The sequence below is a fragment of the Paraburkholderia sp. RL17-383-BIF-A genome (genome assembly GCF_046028015.1).
Lineage (GTDB): Bacteria > Pseudomonadota > Gammaproteobacteria > Burkholderiales > Burkholderiaceae > Paraburkholderia.
In genome coordinates, this window is sequence record NZ_JARESR010000001.1 from 441,149 (window position 1) to 464,589 (window position 23,441).

Here is a 23,441-nt window from a genome sequence, read left to right on the forward strand (position 1 = left end):
AGTCAGTGTGACGACAACGGTCAATATCATTTGACGCATGATCAGAGTCCGGCGGAAAAATAGATGGTTCGTTTCAATGCTGGGCAATCGTGTGGCGGCCGCATCGCAATGCTTGCGGCGTCCGAACGAGCACGGATTGATTGTTCTCGAAAGCAGGACGGCAGTATTCCCCTCCAGACAGCGCGATGGGCGCTCGTTGTGCGGCGGGTTCAGAATCAGGTTTGGCCGGCCGATCGGCTCGCATCAACTGAGCGTCGTCGTGCGGTCGAGCCATGTCCATCCCCCTTCAACTCAAAAATGCTGTCAATCTCAACCGGGATGCCCATCGGCAACGAATGCACGCCCAGTGCGCTTCGAGCCGGCAGATTGTCTTGCCCAAACAGCGTCAGCAAGAGGTCACTGGCGCCATTGGCCACTTGCGGATGCTGGGCGAACGACTGTTCCGCACGCACGTAGACTGTTAGCCGGCTGCATCGCTTGACGTTGTCGAGTCCGCATGCCTCATCGACACAGGCCAAGATCATGAGCATCGTTAGGCGCGCCGCGTCTTGAGCTTCTTCAAGTGAAATATCGCGGCCCACCATTCCGACGATTGGCTTGCCATCTTGGAAAGGGCCGAGACCGGATACATATAGTTGGCTTCCCGAAACGGAAACCGTTCGATAGGAGCCAAGCGGGTTGATGGGCGCTGGCAAATTTAGGCTCGCTTGCGCGAGCCGGTCAAATACGTTCATGTTCGGTCTTAACGTTAGGTGAATAGAAATAGATTTGGCCTGGACTTATCGCGACGCAGTGAACTCAAGCATCCGATACAGCGAACGACAGTCGTCGGTTGCGGCTTGATTCCGCGTATCAAAATGAATCACTGACTCGCGCATTGGCGCTGTTCTTGCGGATGGTCGCCAAGGCTCCGGCCAGACCGAGGTAGCCCTCGAGCGCCGCAGGGCGGTTGGCCATCAGACCAAACAGATTCGGCGTGACACCCAGTTTCTTGTTGATGGCTTCCAGGAAGGGCTGGGAAGCAGCGAGTGCATCTGCGATCGTGGCGGGTATCTGAAGACGGGACATATCGGTTCTGCCTTTGGAAACAAGAGAAACTGTCGTAAACAACCGATGCGTATGCTTCTTTCTGAAAGAGCATGCCGGTGCAGACCATCGAAGAGCGGTCCGCAGGACGGTGCGCGGAAGCCCGGATATAGCGAGCCCCCCCGCCCGGAGCAATACACTTGAAGGCAAAGCGCGGGACGACGAAGCCGCAGCGCCTTCGTTTCCTGGACCAACCGCGAACCGCCTATTTCGCAGCGGCCTCGATCGCCTTTGCCAGGCCGTCGGGATCGGTGAGGAACGGCGTATGACCGGTCTGCAGGGTGTACTCTGCTCTCACGGGGGTTGCCGCAACCATCTTCGCCTGGAACGACGGGCTGATGACCTGGTCCATGGCTGTGTGGATATAGACCTTGTCGATCTGACCAAAGTTGGTGGAAGTCACGTGCACGGGCGTAGCTAGCGGGCTCACGGGTTCATCCAGAATCAGATTCGGGATTGCCTTGCGCAGTTCGTCAGGACCTCCATTGGCAAACAGATCGGCGCGTGCCGAATATTCGATGGAGGCAATGCCCTTTTCCTTGTCGATCTGCAGGTGCGGGCCGATCCTGGCGTCGGCATCCTTGTTGGCCATCGACACGAGCGAATCGCCGTCTTGCGGCAGGTAGGCCGCAACGAAGATCAAGGTTTTGATCTTCTTCGGTGCCGTTTCCGCGGCGTCGGCGATGACGATGCCGCCGAAGCTGTGACCGACCACGACTGCTGGGCGATGGAATTCGTTCAGCGCTGCGACCACGGTGTCGCGATAGAGGTCGAGGCTCACCTTGTCCGGCGTGGCGGGCGCGCCCGGACGACCTGGCAGTTCAACCGCCACAACCTTATAGCCATCGGTTTGAAGCCTGGATGTGACATGCCCCCAGACCTGGGCGTCTTCGAAAGCGCCGTGGACCAGAACGATCGGGGGCTTTTGCGCAGCCATCACACTGGTATCGAACGCGAATGCTGAAATGGCAAGAGCAGCGAGCAGGAGTTTCATCTATATTGCTTCCTTGACGAGACATCGGTGCCGATGTCGTGAATTGGAACTTGGCTTTGAAAAGATCCGTGCTATACGACGGTGACGCTGGCGACCGCACTCGCGCTTCCGATCCGGACACATGACGCAAGCGTGGGTGTTGCAACGAGAAGTGTTATCGCAAACTGTCTGATCTGCTTGAGCATGAGAGATCCGAACCATAGTGCGTGAGAGCCTTCCTACGTTCCGGATACGGGAGGACCTTGGCTATCCACTCTAAAGAACGTGTCCAGGACTGACCATATCCCGGCGTCTGATTTGCATGATCTATCGTCCGATCAACGCACCCGGGCAAGCTGAGCAGATCGAGTCGCTTGGGGATCGACGCGATGCCATGCCATTGAAACGAAACTACCGCACTGACAGCTTCAACTGACGAAGCGAGCCAACGGCGTGACAAGGGCTGTCAAAGGAGTTCCGAACTTCGTGCGACAAAGGCGCCTGTCTGTTCGATTCGATGTGCGTCGCGCGGTGGATAGCCGAACTCCTCCTTGAAGGCGCGACTGAAGGCAGCCTCCGAACCATAGCCGGCAACGTGGGCCACTTCGGTCACCTTCAAGGTTCCTCCGCGTAGCAAGTCTGCCGCGATCGTCAATCTCCACCGTGTCAGATAACGCAACGGTGGAAGCCCCACCACCGCCGTAAAACGATCCGAAAACATCGATCGCGACATCATCGCCGTCTCGGCGAGCGCCGACACCGTCCATGCACGGTTAGGTTCCAGATGCATTGCGTTCAACGCACGACCGACGCGTTCGTCGCTCAGTCCGGACAGCCAGCCGACCCGATCGCCTTGCCGGCTGACCCACATCCGCAAGGTGCGGATAACTAGCAAATCAATAAGCCGCGAGATCATCAGCGACGACCCTGGGCCCGCGCTACGCGATTCCACGTCGAGAAAATGCGAGATGGAGGCAAGCCAAGGGGGTTCGCTGACTTTGTCGCATGTCAGATGAATCAGCCCGGGAAGCCCGGTGAGGAAAGAGCGCAACGGCGCCCCGTCGAAATAGAATGATCCCGCAAGAAAGGATCCTGCCATTCGATCATCAGCCGCCCATTTGAACGTCTGAACATCTCTGCTGAGGGTAAAGTCCACCGCCGCCTCGAAGCGTTGATGTGCTTTTCCGCCCGGCTCGCTTCGAATCGTGTGTCCATCCGCATGCGGCAAAAGAACGAAGTCGCCTGACCGCAGCGTCACGGAGGGTCCATTGCATTGAGACACAGACAGTTCGCCGGTACGCAGATGCAAAAAAGCCGCCGGTCCGGGCGGAAAAATCACTTCGGTGGAACTGCCCAGTTCGCCGTGGAAAACGTGATCCCCGCGAAGGCGAATCAGCTTGAGTACCTGGGACAGGACATCGGCGTGCTCGGACGGCATGAGTTACTCCTTTAGGGCGTATTCACAAGACCGCGCCCATCAACGATGTGTGCAAGGTCAAGAGACTATCTGCTACTTTAGGGCCAGCGGCGCACCGGACACGCCCCTTCCGCTATGCGAAAATATCTTCGGCGGAACGACCGCCACGCCGGGCGGGTTGTCCGATCCTGCCTTGGAAGCAGTCGTTCAGGTCTCGGGGGCGAAGCACTGCAACGGCTCGACATGAGCCGATTGCAAAAGGCCGCGTTCGGGCAGAGACGACCGGTCACCGACGCTCGTACGGGCAGCGCAATGGCCGGATACTGGCGGAACATTCAAGGTTTTTGGGGGATGTCTGTGTCGCCCGTGCGTGTCACTGTGCTGACGCTGCTTGCAATGGTCGCGTTTGCAGCGAACTCGTTGCTATGCCGGCTGGCCCTTAAGGGCACCGGCATCGATGCAGCGAGTTTTACGTCGATCCGTATCGCGTCGGGCGCCCTCGTGCTCTCGATGATAGTGCGGCTCCGGGGCGGCAGGCTGGGCGGCGCCGGAAACTGGCTGTCGGCGCTGGCGCTGTTCGCCTATGCGGCCGCATTCTCGTTTGCCTACCTGAGCCTGCCGGCGTCCACTGGGGCCCTGCTTCTGTTCGGCGCCGTGCAGACGACAATGATCGGCTACGGCATCCGAAAGGGCGAACGCTTCCATTGGCGGCAATGGATCGGATTGACATGCGCGTTGGCAGGCCTTGCGGGGCTGCTGCTTCCCGGTCTCTCCGCGCCACCTCCCGGAGGCGCTGTCCTTATGCTCGGCGCCGGCGTCGCTTGGGGCATCTATTCGTTGCGCGGCAAGGGCGCGGGAAATCCCACCGCGGTGACGGCCGGTAACTTCCTGCGCGCAGTCCCACTCGCCGCGGCGCTCAGCGCCGCCATGTCCGCCCACGCTTCGATTGACTGCGCCGGTTTCTGGTACGCAACGGGTTCCGGCGCAGCGGCCTCCGGCATTGGGTACGCCATCTGGTACGCGGCATTGCCCGGTCTGAAAGCGGGCAACGCGGCCACGGTGCAGTTGAGCGTGCCGGTCATCGCAACGCTCGGCGCAGTCGCATTTCTTGGAGAGAGCGTGACCATCCGAATCGTGTTGGCCTCGGCGGCGATTCTCGGAGGTATTGCCCTGGTTGTGGTGCGTCGGGGAACCCGGCACGACAGGCGGCCGTAAGAGGGCGGTGGACGATTTGGATGTATCGGGACTGACGATCGCGCTTGCCTCTTTCCACTCTCTCCCGCGCGGACTTTGATGTTTCTTCATACGTAGTATGGGCAGACAACAAAGTCGCGCTCGCTGCAGCACAGCGGTCGGTCGGAAACTAAAATCACGAACGACCGCTGTGGCATCGAAGAATGCGTATTGTTCGGCCTTAAGGCCTCTTCGACTCGATGCGAGCGCTACAGCAGCTTCCAGACTGGAACTACCACTAGTCTCACCTCAGGCAATGACCTTCAGCTCTCCGGCAGCCTGCTCGCGCATGCGACGGGCTTCGTCGCGCAGGAACTCCTGGTAATCGTCCAGATCGCCGTCGAATGGCTCGACGCCACCCTTGGTGACGAGCCAGAACTCGTCACATACCGCGCGCAGCAGGGACCGGTCGTGACTGACCAGCATCACTGTGCCTTCGAATTCGTTGAGTGCCATGCCTAGCGCTTCGCGTGTGGCCAGGTCGAGGTGGTTGGTCGGCTCGTCGAGCAGCAGCAGGTTGGGGCGCTGCCACACGATCATGCACAACACGAGCCGCGCCTTTTCGCCGCCGCTCATCGTGCCGACCGCCTGATGGACCATGTCGCCACTGAAACTGAAGGTGCCGAGGAAGGTGCGAAGCGATTGTTCGGTGCCGCTCTGGCCGGGGGCGCGCATGTGCGCCGGCGTGTCCTTGGCAAGACGGATCATGTGTTCCAGCGGCGTGTCGAGAGGACGCAGCACGTCGAGTTCCTGCTGCGCGAAGTAGCCGATGTTCAGGCCTTTGCCTTCGCTGATTTCGCCGGTAATCGGCGCCAGCTCGTGCGCCACCGTCTTCACCAGCGTGGACTTGCCTTGGCCGTTGGCACCGAGAATGCCGATGCGCTGCCCGGCCAGCACGGACCGGTTGATGCCCCGCACGATAACCGTCGGCGGCGTGCCCGGAGGCGCGTCGGTCGGCGCCGGGTAGCCGAAGCTCGCGTCCAGCATCGACAACAGCGGGTTCGGGACGTTGAGCGGCTCCTTGAACTCGAAGGTGAACTCGGCGTCGGCAAGCACAGGTGCGATCTTTTCCATGCGTTCGAGCGCCTTGACCCGGCTCTGCGCCTGCTTCGCCTTCGAGGCCTTGGCCTTGAAGCGGTCGATGAATTTCTGCAGGTGAGCGATCTTGTCCGCCTGCCGGGCCATCGCGGCCTGCTGCAACAGCAGTTGCTCAGCGCGCATCTCTTCGAACTTGCTGTAGTTGCCGCCATAGCGAACGAGCTTGGCGTTGTCGACGTGCACCGTCACCTGCGTCACCGCGTCGAGGAATTCGCGGTCGTGGCTGATCACGACCAAAGTTCCTGGATAGCGCTTGAGCCACGCTTCCAGCCAGACCAGTGCGTCGAGGTCGAGGTGATTGGTCGGCTCGTCGAGCAACAGCAAGTCGGACGGGCACATGAGCGCGCGCGCCAGTTGCAGTCGCATGCGCCAGCCGCCGGAGAAACTGTTGACCGGCTGGCTAAGCTGCGCGGCACTGAAGCCGAGGCCCAGGATCAGCGCCTGGGCACGCGCAGGAGCATCATGTGCGCCGGCGTCGTGCAGGGCCATGTAGGCGTGCGCCATGCGCATGCCGTCGTCGCTGGCCTCGGCGGCGGCGACTTCGGCCTGCGCGGCCAGCAGTAAGGTGTCACCCTCGATCACGAAGTCGGTCGCACTTTGCTCGGTCTCCGGCATCTCCTGCGCGACCTGGCCCATCTTCCATGCAGCGGGAATCGAGAATTCGCCGCCGTCTTCGTGCAGCGTGCCGTTGAGAAGGCCGAAGAAGGATGACTTGCCGGCGCCATTGCGGCCGACAAGGCCAATCTTTTCGCCGGGGGTGAAAGTGACGGACGCGCGGTCGAGTACGACATTGACGCCGCGGCGCAGGGTGACATTACGGACGGAAATCATAAGGAGCTACTTCGAAGAGGATAGGCATGATAGCCCACCGGACGGACAGGGCTGTTTCTTTTCTGGCCGCGCGGGTGAAGAGTGGCCTTCGCTTTGCGGTGCCGAGGCCACAAAGCGCGGCGGGCACTGGCGCGGCGGGCGGCGGCTGCTCGTCCCTTTGCAGTCATTGGCGCTCCGGTGGTGGTGAACCGCGGCGTCCGACAAGCGTGAATGAGTCTTCGCGACCCGTTGCAGCCGTTGAAGATTTCAGAACGCGCGAGCCGTTTATCTACCTTGCGGGCATCCGTCGTGGAGCAGCAGCCCTTGCTGGCTGTCGCTCATGCGTAAGCGGCCCTTCACGCTTTTTTTCCCGCGCGTGAGACGGAGCGTTTGCTGGCACCCTTTGAAACGCGATGACGATTGCCCAGGAGCGCAACCAGCCGCGTCTCGCAGTCGGAAAACGAGTACCCGCGCCGCTGCGAGATCATGAACGTGAGGGCGCGCATGTGCCATGCGCGCCGTTGGAGTTCGACAAGTGTTCCGTTCACGAGGTCTTCTGCAACCAGATGATGCGGCATGTGCCCCCAGCATAAACTGCCCCTGAGCAGATCGTGCTTCGCACCGAGGTCATTCACCAGCCACTGGCGTTCACCGGCGACCCCCTGTTGTGTCTTTTCCGCATCAGGCTGATTGTCGGTTACGACGAGCTGGATGTGCCGGCCAAATTCCTCCCGCGGGATCGGCCCCGCGATTGCGGCCAGCGGATGCGATGGCGCACAGACGGTCACCATTTGCGCTTCACATAGATGCTGCCTTTCTATGGTACCCGGGCTCAGTTCCGGCACGTCGGTGATCGTCACCGCCAATGCGCACGTTCCTTCGAGAACCAGGCGCTCGCCGCCTTGCATGGTCGTCATGCGCAGATTGATTGCGACGGTTGGAAAGTCCGACTGCAGCCTGCGCAGGCATTCAATCAGGTGCGCGCGCGGAAAATAGGTGTCCACTGCAATAGATACCTGTGGCACCCCGGCTTCAGCAATGGCAACCGCGCGCATCTTCATTTCCTCGGTGCGTGAAATCACCCCACGAGCATCAGGTAGAAGGCTACGGCCCGCTGCCGTGAGCGTCGCTTTGCGCGCGTTGCGTTCGAACAGCAACACATCGAAGGCACTCTCGAGCGCGTTGATCGCGTGACTGATCGCTGACTGTGCACGCCTTAGCTCCCGTGCAGCCCCGGAAAAGCTTCCGTGGTCACACACGGCAACGAAGGCCCGAAGTTGATTGATCGTGACGTTGTCGAGCATAGGTATCCAAAGAGTAGATGGCAATTATAGATATTTAGTCAATTGGCTTCATGCATCAAGACCTCCAGAATCGAGCTTGTCGCTTTTGTTTCGGCGCTCCAGAACAACTTCAACGAAGGATGCATGACATGAACAGACTGAATGGAAAGACCGCCGTGATCACCGGTGGCGCTACCGGCATCGGCCGCGCCGCAGCAAAGCGCTTCATCGAAGAAGGCGCCTTCGTCTTCATCTTCGGCCGGCGGCAGGAAGCCCTCGACGCCGCTGTTGCCGACCTCGGGCCCAATGCCCGCGCGGTGAAGGGCTCGGTCTCCGATCTGGCCGACCTCGACCGACTTTACGCGGCGGTAAAGGCCGAGCGCGGAATCCTCGACATCGTTTTCGCCAATGCCGGGGCGGGAGGCCAGCTTGCGCTAGGCAAGATCACCGCCGAGCACATCGACGAAACTTTCGACACCAACGTAAAAGGTACGATCTTTACGGTACAGAAGGCGCTGCCGCTGATGGGCAAGGGCGGTTCGATAATCCTGACCGGATCGAGCGCCGGTACCACGGGCGCCCCGGCAATGAGCGCCTACAGCGCAAGCAAGGCGGCAGTCCGCAACCTCGCACGGAGCTGGGCGGAGGACCTGAAGGGCACCGGCATCCGGGTCAACGTGCTGTCACCCGGGGCGACGGCGACCGAACTCGCGAAGGAAGCGCTAGGCGAGGAAGGCCAGAAGGTCTTCGCCTCGATGACTCCGCTCCAGCGCATGGCCGATCCTGCCGAGATCGCAGCGGCGGCCGCCTTTCTCGCGTCGCCGGACAGCAGCTTTATGACCGCCAGCGAGGTTGCCGTCGACGGCGGCCTTGCCCAACTCTGACACGCTACGCCCGCCGGTCACTCCATTCGATATTCGGAGCCCGTAGGGTGTCGCACACCAAAGGAAAACCTATGACCTACGCAATTATTGGCTTCGGCAAGATCGGCCAGGCGCTTGCCAGGGCGTTTGCCCGACGCGGCATCGAAGTATCCGTTGCAACCACTCGCGACCCGGAAAGCTATGCATCCGCTGCGGCCGCGATCGGATCCACGATCATTCCCAAAAAACTGGCGGAAGCGGTCAAGGCGGACATCGTTTTTCTGGCTGTCCGTTTCGAGTCGTACCGGGATGTCGCGAAGGCGCTGCCTACCTGGAAGGACAAGATCATCGTCGATGTCACCAATGCCTACGGCGTGCCACCTGAGGAACTGGGTGGGCAACCTTCTTCCAGGGCCGTCGGGCAGGCCTTCACTGGTGGAAGACTGGTTAAGGGATTCAATCATTTGGGCGCTGCCGTCCTGGAACAGGATCCGGCAGTACATGGTGGCAAGAGAGTCGTGTTCCTGGCGAGCGACGATGACGGCGCCGCAACGGAGATTGGTGCGCTTGCGGAAAATCTCGGTTTCTCGCCGATCAAACTGGGTGCGCTTTCGGAAGGAGGACTGCTTGTGCAGGCGCGTGGAAATAGCTGGGGGCAACTGATCTTTAAGGACCTGATCAAATTCGACTGATGAGCCGTGGTCGCAATTTTTCGATGCGATCCTGCCTCGTAGGCAAAGGGCTAAGGGTCAAGCCTGCCGGGGCAGATGTCCAGTTACCCAACTGCCCATAACCAAGGTCAACGGCCGCGGTAGAAAATTGCTAGCCGGAAGCGCAGGGGCCTCTACTTTTTACGGTCTTTGCCGTAAACCCGGTCATCGGCTAGCCAAGACACTCGGGCATTCCTTTGCCGCACGACCCGCTAAACCGAATCGATAATCTCGCCACGACCGCGGGACGACGACGTTTGCACCGAGTGTACTCAACACAACATTAAAAGTGTCTGTTTCTATTACCACCGGAAAACTGGCCGTTCTCGCAGGCCGACATCCCTTGATTGTCGGCGTGCTAGGTAGCCTGATGGCAATAGTCGTGATGGCAATCAGCCTGATCACGCTTCTCGCCTCGCGTGACGCAACGGTCGACCATGCTCATGAAACGTCGCGAAACGTCACCGCAGTCCTGGTCAGCAACATCGCCCGGACTATTGAAACGTCAGACAATTCCCTTCGCGCTCTGGTCGCGTCGCAGAACAAGCCTGCCATCCAAACTATGGATCCAGGCCTGCGTCACGAATTGCTCTTTGATCGGACTGCTGCCGAGTACGTCACCGGCATGGGGGTCACAGATGATCGGGGGCGTCTGATCGACGGCTGCTGCTCGAGCGCCCATACCTGGGATTTCAGCGATCGTGACTATTTCATTGCACATCGCCAGTCGGCGAAGGTCGGGCTATATGTGTCATCGGTCTACCGGGCACGGTCACGGCCTGGCGCGCAGTCGATTGCGATGACGAGAAGGATAAGCCGGCCCGACGGGTCATTCGGCGGCGTAGCGATTGTTGCCATTGACGTCGAATACTTCAAGCAACTGCTTGCAAAGCTGGACGTGGGGCCAAACGGTGTCACTGCGATCGTTCGCACGGACGGCACGCTGGTGGCCAGAAATCCCCCAATCAGTCATGACAGACTGGTCAATCTGGGTAATTCACCGACATTTCCGCGTATGGTGAACCATGATTCCGGGTTCTATGCGGCTCCCTCGATCTCGGACGGGGTCATGCGCCTCTATACATTTCAGCGTGTTCCCGGGACGCCGCTCATCGCCGTTATCGCGCCTGCGGAGAACGACGTACTGGCTTCCTGGAAACGACTGTCATGGATAGTCGGCATCTCAGCGTCGTCCGTTAGCCTTGCGTTCTGCACGGTGGTCTGGCTCCTTGCCTTTGCATTACGAGACCACGCAAAGGCTCAGGAACTGCTTAGAGAACTAACGCAAACCGACCCGCTGACAGGGCTCAAGAACCGCCGTGCTCTCGACCATGTCCTCGAAAACGAGTGGGGAAGACTGCAGCGCAGCGATGGTTCCTTGTCGCTGCTGTTCGTCGATGCGGATAACTTCAAACAATACAATGACACGCACGGTCACGCTCAAGGTGATATTGCACTGAAACATCTCGCGGAATGTATCAATCGACACGTGCGTCGTCGTGGCGATCTCGCCGCGCGATATGGCGGCGAAGAGTTTGTGGTCGTGCTGCCCAATACGGACAAAACGGGAGCGGCTCAGATCGCTGAAGCTATACGTCAGGAAGTTGAGCGTGCGCGGCCGGCAGTATCATCCGGGGCACTCCCACATTTCACGGTGAGCATTGGGTGCGCGACCGGTCGACGCTCATGTCCATCGTCACTAGATGAATTGACGAATTCAGCTGATCTGGCTCTGTACGCGGCAAAAAAGAGTGGAAGGAACGCCGTCGTCTCTGCAGGCGATATTATTGCGCCGGCTCAGCCGCAGGGCTGATGACACTTCTTGATTGTGGCTGTCTCATGCTGACGTCGCAGCGGCCGGTCGTGGAAGAATGCGACCGGCGGTTTAAGGGTTGTTCTCAACCACCACGGAACTGCGCGTCGATGCTTTCTCCAGCAGGGTCATGGTTAACCGGCGGCTGCGCCGGCTTCGGCTCGCGACCTTGCATGGGGTCGTCCACTCTCACAATCCCTCGTTCATGCGGAGAGGGCGATTTGCTGACGACGGGCTTCGCCAATGCACCCTTGGTGTGGTGGCAGAACGGTGCAGCTTTCTTGCAGGGGGCTGCCTCGCCAGACGAAACCCATATAGCTGCGCTAGCGACCAGCAGGCCGACAGCGGTATTCATTGCGCTCATGACGAACTCCACGTTTCCGATGCATTGACGGCGTACGTCGGAGCTTTTCGTGGTGTTTGCCCGGCGTGCGTCGATGACGTGCCAATATCAGCAAGACGGCGCAGTTCGCCTTTTTCTGAACTCGATCACCGGGTTCGATATTCATGCGCCACGTTTGCACCGGTACATCTCGTCGAGATTCCGGCCACGAAAGGCAACGTGAAATTCACTGTGAGCGGTGCAGTGAAGAACCGGTGATAGGGATCGTCCTTATTACGAACATCGATTGGCTGCATGAGGATGGCAAATCGATTGCTCTGTTGCCGTCCTGTAGTCTTTGGTTCGGCGTGCATGCCTTGCAGACGCTTCCGTACAGGCGCGCACGCGGATGCTCAATCCGGCACCACATGTTCAGCACGTCCGGAATGCGTAACCTGTTGTCAGACGCTTCGGACAGCCTACGACTGCATCTCATGAGGTAACCGCCATGGACCGTTCTCAATTCCTGCTGGCTTCGCGACAACTAGCAGCGGCGGCGCAAATTCTGGCCACAACCGGTCCGCAGGACCGGCGGGCAGATGCACTCCGAATGCTCGAACTCTTTCGCCGCAGCGATGAGACTGGCACCTCTTCGGATGTGGTCGCGACATCTAACGACGAGCTGTTTGCAAGCACCGGCGCCGCCGCCCTTACCATGGCGGGACGCAATGAATTTGCCGCGTCGCACGCTCTTCTTGAACAGGCCAGGTCACTTTTGACCGGCGCATGAAATCAGCCGCGGCCGACGAGCCCGTTCGCGCACAGCAATCGATTGCCCTGAACGGGCAGGGCGTAAAGCGCGGAATCTTGCGGCGGAAATCGTTTTCGTCATATCGTCCTCAAACGGGTCGATCAGGCGGCCCGGTGCACGGGGATTCGAAAAATGAAAGACGAAAGATTGCTGGAGATGCGCGTCTTCAAGGCGGTCGTCGAGGCCGGGGGCTTCACCGCTGCAGCGAATATGCTCGGCGTGAGCCAGCCCTTTGTCAGCCAAAGCGTCACCAGTCTGGAGCGCAGGCTCGGCGTGCAACTGCTGCATCGTTCAACGCGCACGCAGCGGTTGACTCATGAGGGCGAGCGCTTTCTCTCGTCCTGCAACGACATTCTCGACAGCCTGGAGGAAGCGGAGGCGCAGGTCCGATCCAGCGAGCCGACCGGCAATCTGCGCGTCAGTGCGCCTCACGCGTTCGGCATGGATCAACTGGTCGCCGCGTTGCCCGGGTTTCTCTCGTCCTACCCGAAGCTGGGCGTGCATTTTTCCCTGTCGGATTCCAACGTCAATCTGATCGAGGACAACTTCGATGTCGCGGTTCGCATGGGCCGGCTGCAAGACTCCTCATTGCGCAGCCGGAAGCTCTGTGACCTGCAACGAATCGTTGTGGCTTCGCCGGGTTATCTCGCCGCGCACGGCACGCCCGTCACTCCGCTCGGCCTGACGAGGCACGCCCGCCTGACCTGGGAGTCACCGCGCGAGCATCTGAACCAGTGGCCGTTCATGATCAACGGCAGGCTCGAACGGGTCGCCGTGCAGGGCAGTTTCCGCAGCACCGACGGCACGACGCTGTTTCAGCTGTGCGTGGCGGGCGTGGGCATCATGCGCCTCGCGGAACACCTGGCATTGCCCGCGATCCGCCGGGGTGGACTGGTGCCGCTGCTATCGGAGTACCAGGCCAAGGATGACACCGCGATCCACGTCGTCTATCTGCCCGAGCGCCAACTGGTCCCGCGCATCCGCGCCTTTATCGACTACTTCGTCGAAGTTTTCCGCGAGCCGCCCTGGCAGAAACCCTAGAAGCCGGGGATTTATATGGCGGCGTAATAAATCCTATTGTCCGGCGCGCCTAGATCGGCGACCGGTGTTTCCTTATCGTTAGCGACATGCAATCACTGCTGACACAGGAGACACCATGAGCACCGGCACTGGAAAAATCGATATCAGCGCGCAGCAGGCCGAACTGCGCCGGACGATTTCCCATCCTTCGAACAACTCCATCTACCGGCCGAAGCAGGCTGGATTGAAGTTTCCCGAGCTGCCCGACTTTTCGTCCTTTGCCCAGGAGCGCCAGCACCGCAAGGAACGCCTTGTCGCCGCATGCCGCGCCTTTGCGCTGCACAATCTCGACTACGGTTTCGCCGGCCACCTCACCGTGCGTGATCCCGAGTTCCCGGATCTGTACTGGACCAATCCCATGGCCGTGCATTTCTCCCAGGTGAAGCTCTCCAACCTGATTCTCGCCGACCATACCGGCAAGGTCGTGGAAGGCGAATACGCGCTCAACCGCGCCGGCTTCGTGCTGCATGCCGCGGTGCATGAAGCCAATCCCGACATTGTCGCGATGTGCCATGCGCACACGGTCTACGGCACCGCGTTCGCGGCGCTCGGACGTCCGCTGGACCCGATCACCCAGGATGCCGCGGCGTTCTATGAAGACCATGTCGTGATCAAGGACGAGGCCGGCGCGGTCGCGGTCGAGGAACAGGCCGGACTGTCGGTTGCCGACTACTTCAAGAACGTCAAGGCGGCCATTCATCAGAATCACGGCCTGCTGACGGTGAGCCGCCACAGCATCGAAGCCGCCGCGTTCTGGTTTATCGCGCTGGAGCGCTGCTGTCAGCAGCAGTTGCTGGTCGAGGCCACCGGCATCAAGCCGGTCATGGTGCCGCAGCACAGTTCGCGCTACAGCCGCGAACACGTCGGCAGCGAATACATCGGCTGGCTGCATTTCCAGCCCATTTATGAGCAGCTCGTGCAGACCAGCCCTGACATGTTCGACTGAACGGCCAGCATAGGCCGTCACATACACAACAAGCCGCGCTGGCGCGACCACGAAGCGCGCCGGCCGTGATTCAAGGAGACAACGATGTTGAAATCCGCTTACGGCGATGTCGTCACGCCAGCCAACTCCGAGGACCGGACCTATGCCAAGGTGACATGGCGGCTGGTTCCGTTCCTCTTCCTCTGCTACGTCTTCGCGTACCTGGACCGCGTCAATGTAGGCTTTGCCAAGCTGCAGATGCTGACCGACCTCAAGTTCAGCGAAACGATCTACGGTCTGGGCGCGGGAATTTTCTTTATCGGCTATTTCATTTTCGAAGTGCCGAGCAATATCGCGCTGCATCGTTTCGGCGCGCGGAAATGGATCGCCCGCATCATGCTCAGCTGGGGAGTGCTGTCCGGTGCGATGATTTTCGTGACGACGCCCACCGCCTTCTACGTGCTGCGCTTCCTGCTTGGCGTCGCTGAAGCCGGCTTCTTTCCGGGCATCATCCTTTACCTGACCTACTGGTATCCGTCCTCACGCCGCGGAAAGATCACCGCGATGTTCATGACCGGAATTCCGATCGCGGGCGTGATTGGCGGGCCGCTGTCGGGCTGGATCCTGAACAGCTTCAGCGGCGTGCACGGCATGGCGGGCTGGCGCTGGCTGTTCCTGCTCGAAGCGCTGCCTTCGATCATCGGCGGCATTGCCGTGCTGCTGTACCTCGACGACAGAATCAGCGCGGCAAAATGGCTCACCGCCGAAGAAAAGTCGCTGCTCGAGACGGGCCTCGCGAACGAGGCTGGGCACATCGAGGTGCATAGTGCGAGCGGCGCATTCACCAACAAGCGCGTGTGGGTGCTGTGCCTGTGCTACTTCGGCATCATCATGGGCCTCTACGGCATCAGTTTCTGGCTGCCCACGCTCATCAAGGCCTCGGGCGTCAGTGACGCGTTCAACGTCGGCCTGCTGACGATGATCCCTTACGGCGCCGCGGCGATCGCCATGGTGCTGCTGGGACGCAGTTCGGACCGGAGCAAGGAACGGCGCTGGCACGTGGCGCTGCCGGCTGTGATCGGCGCGATCGGCCTCGTGGCGAGCACGCTGGTGGCCCACAACGTCGCGTTGGCTGTCGGGTCGCTGACCTTTGCCACGATCGGCATTCTCGGCGCGTTGTGCCAGTTCTGGTCGATTCCGCCTGCCTTCCTGGGTGGCGTGGCAGCGGCCGCGGGCATTGCGTTGATCAATTCGGTCGGTAACCTGGCAGGCTTTGTCAGCCCCTATCTCGTCGGCTGGATCAAGGATATGACGCACAGCACCGACGTGGGCCTGTACTGCGTGGCAGCTTCGTTGCTCGTGGCGGCGGCCATTGTGCTGACAATGCCCAAAAGCGTGGTCAATCGCTAGGGAAACGGCTTCGCGGCAGCATTACCCGAGATGCCGGATGTACCGGCGGCCACCCGCTTCGTTGCAGTCGGTGGCCGCCGATTGACTATGGAAGCACCTGTTCTCGGGCGCCTGTCATTGGCACAGAACGATGAGAGCGCAAGTGCGCGGTCTGCCTCCTTAGCTCCGAATGCCAGCCTCTCGTTGAAACCTGATTCGAATGTCCACGTGAGCCGCCGCAAGCGGCACTCACGTCGCGCCGCGGCCCGGCTATGCTAATCTTGCTGCCTTTCCGGCAGTAACCGGGCAAAACGGACACCACCATGGAGATTCTTGATCCAGACGGCGTCGAGCAACCGGCGTTCGTGATCGGCGAGCACTACGAGAAACTGGACGAGCCGTTGAGCGCCTCTCGTCGCGCGCGGCTGATGCACGTGAGCGCCGGGGTGCTGATCGTGCGCACGCAGACCGAGCGCTGGGTCGTGCCGCCGGGGCACGCGGTGTGGATGCCCGCGGGCGTGCTGCACCGGCTGTCCGCAACCGGTCCCGTCCGGTTCTATTCGCTCTATGCCGGCATGGATGCCATGCCGCTCCCGCCGCAGCACGCCGTCGCCATCGTGCCCGATCAACTGGTCGCGGCTTTACTGAACGCCGCGGCTGATCTGCCGCACGACACCCCATTCGACGAACCCGCCGCGCGACTCGTGCAAGTCCTGCTGGACCGCTTGCCGGGTCTGCCCGCCGCGCCGCTTGGGCTGAACTGGCCGCGCGATCCGCGTGCCCAAAGCATCGCCGATGCGCTGAGCGCCAATCCCGCGGACCCCGCGGTCCTGGAGGAACTGGCTACGGCGGCGGGTGTGACGGCGCGCACGGCGGCGCGCCTGTTCGTCAAGGAAACGGGGCAAACCTTCGGGCAGTGGCGCCAGCAGCTTCGCCTGCTGGTCGCGCTGGAGCACCTCGGCGCCGGCGCGAGTGTCACGCAGGTGGCGCTCGAGGTGGGATATAGCGACGTGTCATCCTTTATCGCGATGTTTCGGGACGCATTCGGCGACACGCCCGCACGTTATTTCCGCTGACGCAGCGCGCTTGCGAGCGCTGTCAGTGCGCGCCCGCCGCATCCGGGCCGCCGCCGCCCTTGGCCGGCCGCGTGATCCAGATCAGCGGAATGATCAGAATGAAGATGACCGCCGAGACGAAAAAGATATCGTTCAGGCCCATCATGGCCGCCTGCGTGTTCACCGTGAAATCGAACAATGCATGGGCGGATTGCGGATTCAGATGCAGCAGCGATTGGGTCGAATCGATCTGCTGATTGAACACCGGATTGTTGACGGAGGCCTGTTCCGTGAGTCGTTCGTGATGCAGCACCGTGCGGTTGTTCCACTCGTTGCCAGCGATCGAGGTGCCCACCGCGCCGCAAAACACGCGCGCGAAATTCGACAGGCCGGCCGCCGCGGGAATCTTGCTCGGCGGCTGGCCTGACAGAATGATCGAAGTCAGCGGCACGAAGAACAGCGCCATCGGAATGCCTTGCAGCAGCGTGGGTATCACCAGATGCCACGTATCGATTTCGATCACGTATTTCGAGCGCATATAAAACACGATCGCGAAGCCGATGAACGCCAGCGTGGCGATCACGCGCGCGTCCGAGCGCGGCAGGACGCGGCCCATTACCGGCGCGAGCAACACCGCGAAGACGCCGAGCGGCGCGGTCACGAGACCGGCATCGACGGAACGGTAGTTCAGGTACTCCTGCATCCATTGCGGCAGCAGCACGAGGTTGCCGAAAAACACGCCGTACGCGACCGAAATGGCAATCGTGCCGCCAAGAAAGTTGCGTTGCTGGAAGAGCCGTAAATCGACGATCGGATTTTCCTCGGTCAATTCCCACACGAGAAAGAACGCGAAGCTGATGATCGCAGTGATGCCGAGAATCACGATTACCGGCGACGAAAACCAGTCGAGGTCCTTGCCTTTGTCGAGCATGATCTGCAGCGAGGCGACCCATGTGATCAAGAGACCGAGCCCGACCACGTCGATAGGCGGCTTGCGCGTCGGCGACTCGCGGGTGCGGTAGATCATCCACGTAACGCCCGCCGCGAAAATGCCGACCGGAATGTTGATGTAGAAGATCCACGACCAGCTGTAACTGTCAGTGATCCAGCCGCCGAGCGCCGGTCCCGCAATCGGGCCGACGGTCGCGGTCATTGCCCATAAGGCGAGCGCGGTCGAGGATTTCTCCTTCGGATACGAGCCGAGCAGAATGGCTTGCGACAGCGGAATCAGCGGGCCGGCCACGGCGCCCTGGAAGATCCGCGCGAGCAGCAGGATCGGCAGCGTCGGCGCGATTCCGCACAACCACGAAGCCAGTACGAACATCAGAATCGCGCCGACAAACAGCTTCACCTGGCCAATGCGTTGCGTGAGCCAGCCGGTGAGCGGAATGGACACGGCGTTGGCCGCGGCGAAAACTGTGATGACCCACGTGCCTTCGTCGACCGAAACGCCGAGGTTGCCGGAAATGGTTGGGATCGCAACGTTCGCGATCGACGTGTCGAGCACGTTCATGAACGTGGCGAGCGCGACGGCAATCGTGGCCAGCACCAGCCGGCCACCCTGCAGCGGCGGTGGAGGTGCGGGCGGCGCCGAGGCAGGCGCGGAAGTGGGCTGGCTCAAACGGTTCTCCGGATCGGTGTGCTGCGAACGTGCTGCGAGAGTGTTCTGCTTGAATGTTCTGTGTGAATGTTCTTTTGCGCGCCCGCGCAATGCGGGCGGCCGCTGGTGCGCGGAATGCTCGCAAAAGCATACCTGTATTCACGTCGGGACGTCGTCGGCGCATGCGAGGCGGAGGGCGGAAACAAATCCGGCGGCGTATGCTCGCGGCTGAGGCGGCGTGTGAGCGTGTGGCATGTCGGCGGCGCGTTTGCGCACGTCGATAGCCGCGCCGTGCAACGCGCATGCGGAAATATCCACGACGAATCAACAGAGAAAAGGAAATGATATGACCTGGGAGCAATTCGAACACGGCTGGCGGCGAGCGCCGGTGACTGCACCTGCCAGGGGGCTGGTGGTGCTGATGCATGGCGTCGGTAGCAATGCTCGCGACCTGATGCCGCTTGCGGACATCTGGAGCGACAGCCTGCCGGACGTGGCGTTCACTTCGCTCGACGGCACCGACGCCTTCGAAGGCGGTTTCGGCGGACGTCAGTGGTTCAGCCTGCGCGACGTCAACGAGGGCAATCGCGAGGCGCGCGTCGCCGCAGCCTATCCGGCGCTGCGGCGCATGCTCGAAACCGAGCTTGCGCACTGGCAGTTACCTTTCGGACGCCTTGCACTGGTCGGTTTCTCGCAAGGGTCGATCATGGCGATGCATCACGTGGCGACGAGTGCGGAAGGCGCGGCCGGCGTGGTCGCGTACTCGGGGCGGCTTGCCTCGGTGATCGTCGCGCAGAACGGCACGCCGCTCACCCTGATCCACGGCGAAGACGACGAGGTGATTCCCGTACGGGAACTCGAATACGCTGCCGACACCTTCAACAACGCCGGCTATACGGTGGACGCCTATGCGTTGCCGGGTATTGGCCACACGATTAACGCCGACGGCGTCGCGCTCGGCCAGGAGGCGCTGGAACACGCGCTGGGCGCTTTGTCGCGCGGCTGACACGGCCCTGATTGAAAAACGGCTCTAAAGAATCCGATCTGCTTGCCGTTAATGGCTCATAAGCATGAAAATCACCCCCGCCGCGCGGACCGCGCAACGCCAGGCAGGACGTCCTCCCAACGGGACTTCCTGCGGGTGTGCCGAGCGGCTCGGGTGACCGGGGGCGCATTTTCCAGACTGCCCGGTACGGGCGGATAACGACACATCAGAGCCTTCCTATGGCCAGACCGACGCCGCATTACCCGCTTTTCGATCGCTTGTTCCGTCATTCCGTAACGGTGGACCTCGGCACGGCCAATACCCTGATCTACACCGACGACGGCGGCATTGTGCTGAACCAGCCGTCCGTGGTGTGCTTCCAGAAGGAGGCCTCGGACCGGCCGAAACGCGTCGCGGCCGTGGGCACCCAGGCGCGCCAGCTTCTCGGCCGCGAGCCGGCCAATCTCGAAGCCGTGCGGCCGATGCGTCACGGCGTGATCGCCAACTTTTCCGCGGCCGAGCACATGATCCGGCAATTCGTCGACATGGCGCGCCCGCGGCCGCTGTTCAGCCGCCGCGCCGCGTTCACGCTGTGCGTGCCGGCGGGCGCGACCCAGGTCGAGCGTCGCGCGATCAAGGAGGCGGCCGTGGCGGCCGGCGCGTGGAAGGTGAGTCTGATCGGCGAATCGCTGGCGTCGGCGGTCGGCGCCGGTCTGCCGGTGTCCGAGGCGACCGGTTCGATGGTGGTCGATATCGGCGGAGGCACGACGGAGGTGGGCGTGATCGCGCTCGGCGGCATGGCGTATAGCGGTTCGATTCGCGTGGGCGGCGACAGCTTCGACATGGCGATCGTGAGCTACGTGCGTAATCTGTACGGCGTGCTGCTCGGCGAGCAGACCGCTGAACACGTCAAGAAGAACATCGGCTCGGCCGTGCGCGACGTGCCGCGTGAGCATATGAACGCGACCGGACGCAGCGTCGACGACGGTTTGCCACGCACGGTTCAACTGAGCAACCACGATATCGCCGATGCGATCGAAGGGCCGCTGCGCCAGGTCATCGGCGCGGTCAAACGCGGGCTCGAAACGGCGCCGGCGGAACTCGTGACCGACATTGCCAATAACGGCATTGTGCTGACAGGCGGTGGTGCGCTGCTCGGCAACCTGAGCCGCCGCCTGACGAGCGAGATCGGCCTCGAGGTGCGCGTCGCCGATGAACCGCTGACGTGCGCCGTGCGTGGCGCAGGCACGGCGGCCGCAGCCGGTCTGCTGGACGAACTCGCTTACGAATGATTTCCCGGGTCCCCCGGGGGATCCGTCGCGCGGCCGCTTCGGCATCGTCCCAGTCCAGCCGCTGAATCGGGCGGCCACACCGAGCGACCGGCTGTGTGACAATACGCATCGCATCCCAATTTCAGGGATGCATACGCGTTTCTTCTCCCCATTCCATTTCGAGCCGGCACAGCTTGGTCAGGCGTTGCCGCGCTGTCCGTGAACCAGCCGTGAATCAATCCGTTGCCGTTTCGTCGCCGTCGTCATCATCGCGTTTCATCGAATTGCGAAGCGGTTTGCACATGCCTTATGTGGAAGCCGGTGAGGGCGAACTGCTGCTGTTCGTGCATGGCTCGCTGTGCGACTACCGCTATTGGCAACCGCAACTCGCGGGCCTGTCGAAGCACTACCGTTGTGTCGCGGTCAGTCTCACGCACTACTGGCCGGCGGCGGATACGGATTCCGGCTTGCCGTTCAGCTGGAGCGAGCATGCGGACGAAGTGGCTGAATTCATCGATCGACTCGGCGCGGGGCCGGCACATGTGGTGGGGCATTCTCGCGGCGGTTGCGTGGCTTTTCACTTTGCGCGGCGTCATGCCCGGCACGTGCGTACGCTGACGCTCGCCGATCCGGGCGGCCCGTTGCAGATTGCCGGCCGGCCGCCCGCGAGTCTGCCGGAGACGGCCAATACGTTGCGCGCGAAAGCGGCGCAACTGATCGAAAGCGGCGAGGTGGAGGCCGGTCTGCAACTGTTTGTCGATTCGGTCAGCCGGCCCGGCTTCTGGGCCATGAGCACACCGGGCTTTCGCAGGATGGCGACCGACAACGCGCATACGCTCGCCCGTCAGTTTCGCGATCCACTGCCTGCGTATGTTCCGGAGGAGGCCGCCGAGGTGCGTTGCCCAGTTCTGCTGATCGACGGCGAAAAAAGTCCCGACATGTTCCGCCGGACCGTGGCCGCGCTGCAAATCTGGTTGCCGGATGCGCGCCGCGAAACCGTGCGCGGCGCGTCGCATGGGATGAACCTCGCGCATCCGGCGGCGTTCAATCGCTACGTCGACGAGTTCATTCGCTCCGTGAGCGTGTAATGCGGCGTAATGCGCGCATTACGGCCGCGTAAAGATCGTGCAATGACTGCACGAAGGAGGCCGACCCCGGTGTCCGGCTTTCGCGTTTGCAGCGAACTCAGCGCACCGGCGCGGCACCGGCAGCGATTCAAACGCCCGATATCACGGCTTGCGATGCGCGTCTTTGTCGAGCGCGCGTTCCGCCGCTTCGCCGACGAGGCCGTGGTAGTACAGATGCACGCCGATCGCGAGCGAATCGTTGCGGATTTCGTGGAAGGCTTTCCACGCTTTCACGGGGTCCTTGAACAGCAGATAGTGCGCTTCGTCCGAGATCAGATCCGCGACTTCATGCAGACCGTGACCGTGCAACACGTTCACGAGCGTATCGAGGCTGCGGTGCGTGCGCGCGTCGGTACGCGGGTAGAGCATATGCAAGACCGCTACGTCTTGCGTTTTCAGCGCCGCGGACAATGCGACGACGATATCCTGGTGGTTCAGCGCGGTGACGATGTTTTCGTCGCTGTGCACATGATCCGGAAATAGCGTTTCGAGAGATGCGTTCATCGGGTCCTTCCTGTTCTTCTGGCTGATTAAAAAGGCCCGCCATGAAACGGCGGGCCAAAGACAGCGATGTGTTCGCAGGGGAAGCAAAACACGGATTCAGTATCGCAGATGCACCCATGCCTTCGCAGTCCGGCTGCCGCAAAACATTGTTGCAGTAAGTGTTCCAGCTTTCATTTTGCTGGCAGTCCGCAAGCGGGCGCGGCGCGTCGACGCGTGCGACGTTGGTGCGCGTTTCGCGGCAAATTGCAGCGCGTTCCACGGAAAAAAGGCAACGAATGTTGCGTCGGTCGAGATGGATTGTTGCAGTCAATCGTCGCAATTCGGAGCCCTGCGGACTTTAAAATGTGTGCCGGAGCCTGAGCATGCCGAGACGTTCAATGACGACCGGACATGCCGGCACGTGTGCGATGTGAAAGTAAAAGGAACATGTAGATGGACTCGAAGACACACGCAACGCTGAGCTTTTCCGACAGCGACAAGACTATTGATCTGCCGATTTATCAGGGCACGCTTGGACCGGATGTGATCGACATCCGCAAGCTGTACGGCCAGACCGGCAAGTTCACGTACGACCCGGGCTTCATGTCCACGGCGGCATGCAATTCCGCGATCACCTATATCGACGGCGATAAGGGCGAGTTGCTGTATCGCGGGTATCCGATCGACAACCTCGCGCAGAATGCCGACTTCCTCGAAACCTGCTATCTGCTGCTCAAGGGCGAACTGCCGAACGCGCAGCAGAAGGAAGAGTTCGTCAAAACGGTCACGCAGCACACCATGGTGCACGACCAGATGCACTTCTTCTTCCGTGGCTTCCGTCGCGACGCGCACCCGATGGCGATTCTGGTGGCCGCCGTCGGCGCGCTGTCGGCGTTCTATCACGACTCGCTCGACATCAATAACCCGGAGCACCGTGAAATTTCCGCGATCCGCATGATCGCGAAGCTGCCGACGCTGGTGGCCATGGCGTACAAGTACACCGTGGGCCAGCCGTTCGTTTATCCGAAGAACGATCTGTCGTACAGCGCGAATTTCATGCGCATGATGTTCGCCAATCCGGCCGAAGAGTACAAAGTCAACGACGTG

At 61.3% G+C, this 23,441-nt stretch carries 22 protein-coding genes; 13 read left to right on the forward strand and 9 right to left on the reverse strand.

Going from position 1 to position 23,441, the window contains the following annotated elements; translation table 11 throughout:
• Positions 1–215: 215 nt before the first annotated feature.
• From P0D71_RS02140 to P0D71_RS02155, 4 genes are all read right to left on the reverse strand, one after another.
• Positions 216–734, reverse strand: coding sequence for a RidA family protein (locus tag P0D71_RS02140; protein WP_408479115.1), 519 nt, complete (start codon positions 732–734; stop codon positions 216–218).
• Between the two features lie 118 nt (positions 735–852).
• Positions 853–1,068: a hypothetical protein gene (locus P0D71_RS02145; protein ID WP_286162196.1), complete on the reverse strand. Its 216-nt coding sequence runs from the start codon at positions 1,066–1,068 to the stop codon at positions 853–855.
• Positions 1,069–1,291: 223 nt separating this feature from the next.
• Positions 1,292–2,080, reverse strand: a complete 789-nt coding sequence (locus P0D71_RS02150; protein ID WP_408479117.1) for an alpha/beta fold hydrolase — start codon at positions 2,078–2,080, stop codon at positions 1,292–1,294.
• A gap of 445 nt (positions 2,081–2,525) precedes the next feature.
• Positions 2,526–3,497, reverse strand: a complete 972-nt coding sequence (locus P0D71_RS02155) for an AraC family transcriptional regulator (RefSeq protein ID WP_408479119.1) — start codon at positions 3,495–3,497, stop codon at positions 2,526–2,528.
• Between the two features lie 336 nt (positions 3,498–3,833).
• Between P0D71_RS02155 and P0D71_RS02160 the strand changes: the two genes are divergently transcribed.
• A complete protein-coding gene (locus P0D71_RS02160; RefSeq protein WP_408479154.1) occupies positions 3,834–4,691 on the forward strand; it encodes a DMT family transporter in 858 nt (285 codons plus the stop codon).
• Between the two features lie 267 nt (positions 4,692–4,958).
• On the opposite strand, the gene P0D71_RS02165 is transcribed toward P0D71_RS02160, so the two are convergent.
• Together P0D71_RS02165 and P0D71_RS02170 are read right to left on the reverse strand one after the other, a co-directional pair.
• Positions 4,959–6,638 (reverse strand): ABC-F family ATP-binding cassette domain-containing protein, encoded by a 1,680-nt coding sequence (locus tag P0D71_RS02165; RefSeq protein WP_408479121.1) that lies wholly within the window; start codon positions 6,636–6,638, stop codon positions 4,959–4,961.
• A gap of 335 nt (positions 6,639–6,973) precedes the next feature.
• Complete coding sequence (locus tag P0D71_RS02170; RefSeq protein ID WP_408479123.1) at positions 6,974–7,921, reverse strand: LysR family transcriptional regulator; 948 nt, start codon at positions 7,919–7,921, stop codon at positions 6,974–6,976.
• Positions 7,922–8,049: 128 nt separating this feature from the next.
• Here P0D71_RS02170 and P0D71_RS02175 point away from each other — a divergent pair, with 128 nt between their 5' ends.
• The 3 genes from P0D71_RS02175 (at position 8,050) to P0D71_RS02185 (ending at position 11,286) form a co-directional block, all read left to right on the forward strand.
• Positions 8,050–8,784 carry an SDR family NAD(P)-dependent oxidoreductase gene (locus tag P0D71_RS02175; protein ID WP_408184075.1) on the forward strand — a complete coding sequence of 245 codons (735 nt, stop codon included), beginning with the start codon at positions 8,050–8,052 and terminating at the stop codon, positions 8,782–8,784.
• 71 nt (positions 8,785–8,855) lie between these two features.
• Positions 8,856–9,455 carry an NADPH-dependent F420 reductase gene (locus P0D71_RS02180; RefSeq protein WP_408295265.1) on the forward strand — a complete coding sequence of 200 codons (600 nt, stop codon included), beginning with the start codon at positions 8,856–8,858 and terminating at the stop codon, positions 9,453–9,455.
• A 307-nt stretch (positions 9,456–9,762) separates the two neighbouring features.
• Positions 9,763–11,286: a sensor domain-containing diguanylate cyclase gene (locus P0D71_RS02185; RefSeq protein ID WP_408479125.1), complete on the forward strand. Its 1,524-nt coding sequence runs from the start codon at positions 9,763–9,765 to the stop codon at positions 11,284–11,286.
• Between the two features lie 85 nt (positions 11,287–11,371).
• Here the strand turns inward: P0D71_RS02185 and P0D71_RS02190 are convergent, their stop codons facing one another.
• Positions 11,372–11,650: a hypothetical protein gene (locus P0D71_RS02190; RefSeq protein WP_408479127.1), complete on the reverse strand. Its 279-nt coding sequence runs from the start codon at positions 11,648–11,650 to the stop codon at positions 11,372–11,374.
• A 466-nt stretch (positions 11,651–12,116) separates the two neighbouring features.
• Between P0D71_RS02190 and P0D71_RS02195 the strand changes: the two genes are divergently transcribed.
• The 5 genes from P0D71_RS02195 to P0D71_RS02215 all read left to right on the forward strand — a co-directional run bounded on the left by P0D71_RS02195 (position 12,117) and on the right by P0D71_RS02215 (position 16,889).
• Positions 12,117–12,398: a hypothetical protein gene (locus P0D71_RS02195; protein WP_091807957.1), complete on the forward strand. Its 282-nt coding sequence runs from the start codon at positions 12,117–12,119 to the stop codon at positions 12,396–12,398.
• 153 nt (positions 12,399–12,551) lie between these two features.
• The gene (locus P0D71_RS02200) at positions 12,552–13,460 is read left to right on the forward strand and encodes a LysR family transcriptional regulator (protein ID WP_408479129.1); all 909 of its coding nucleotides are present in this window, start codon (positions 12,552–12,554) and stop codon (positions 13,458–13,460) included.
• 115 nt (positions 13,461–13,575) lie between these two features.
• Positions 13,576–14,445, forward strand: a complete 870-nt coding sequence (locus tag P0D71_RS02205) for a class II aldolase/adducin family protein (protein WP_091807961.1) — start codon at positions 13,576–13,578, stop codon at positions 14,443–14,445.
• A gap of 84 nt (positions 14,446–14,529) precedes the next feature.
• Entirely contained in the window at positions 14,530–15,834 is a 1,305-nt protein-coding gene (locus tag P0D71_RS02210; RefSeq protein WP_408479130.1) for an MFS transporter, read from the forward strand.
• A 302-nt stretch (positions 15,835–16,136) separates the two neighbouring features.
• Positions 16,137–16,889 (forward strand): AraC family transcriptional regulator, encoded by a 753-nt coding sequence (locus tag P0D71_RS02215; RefSeq protein ID WP_408479132.1) that lies wholly within the window; start codon positions 16,137–16,139, stop codon positions 16,887–16,889.
• Positions 16,890–16,911: 22 nt separating this feature from the next.
• Here P0D71_RS02215 and P0D71_RS02220 read toward each other — a convergent pair whose 3' ends face one another.
• Positions 16,912–18,489 carry a DHA2 family efflux MFS transporter permease subunit gene (locus P0D71_RS02220; protein WP_408479134.1) on the reverse strand — a complete coding sequence of 526 codons (1,578 nt, stop codon included), beginning with the start codon at positions 18,487–18,489 and terminating at the stop codon, positions 16,912–16,914.
• Between the two features lie 325 nt (positions 18,490–18,814).
• Here P0D71_RS02220 and P0D71_RS02225 point away from each other — a divergent pair, with 325 nt between their 5' ends.
• From P0D71_RS02225 to P0D71_RS02235, 3 genes are all read left to right on the forward strand, one after another.
• Positions 18,815–19,474, forward strand: a complete 660-nt coding sequence (locus P0D71_RS02225; RefSeq protein ID WP_091809247.1) for an alpha/beta hydrolase — start codon at positions 18,815–18,817, stop codon at positions 19,472–19,474.
• Positions 19,475–19,692: 218 nt separating this feature from the next.
• Positions 19,693–20,745, forward strand: a complete 1,053-nt coding sequence (locus P0D71_RS02230) for a rod shape-determining protein (RefSeq protein ID WP_091807970.1) — start codon at positions 19,693–19,695, stop codon at positions 20,743–20,745.
• Between the two features lie 281 nt (positions 20,746–21,026).
• Positions 21,027–21,812 carry an alpha/beta fold hydrolase gene (locus tag P0D71_RS02235; protein ID WP_408479156.1) on the forward strand — a complete coding sequence of 262 codons (786 nt, stop codon included), beginning with the start codon at positions 21,027–21,029 and terminating at the stop codon, positions 21,810–21,812.
• Positions 21,813–21,953: 141 nt separating this feature from the next.
• Here the strand turns inward: P0D71_RS02235 and P0D71_RS02240 are convergent, their stop codons facing one another.
• Positions 21,954–22,355 carry a hypothetical protein gene (locus P0D71_RS02240; protein WP_408184065.1) on the reverse strand — a complete coding sequence of 134 codons (402 nt, stop codon included), beginning with the start codon at positions 22,353–22,355 and terminating at the stop codon, positions 21,954–21,956.
• A 432-nt stretch (positions 22,356–22,787) separates the two neighbouring features.
• Here P0D71_RS02240 and P0D71_RS02245 point away from each other — a divergent pair.
• Positions 22,788–23,441: citrate/2-methylcitrate synthase (locus P0D71_RS02245; RefSeq protein ID WP_408479136.1), on the forward strand; the 654-nt coding region annotated here is incomplete at its 3' end.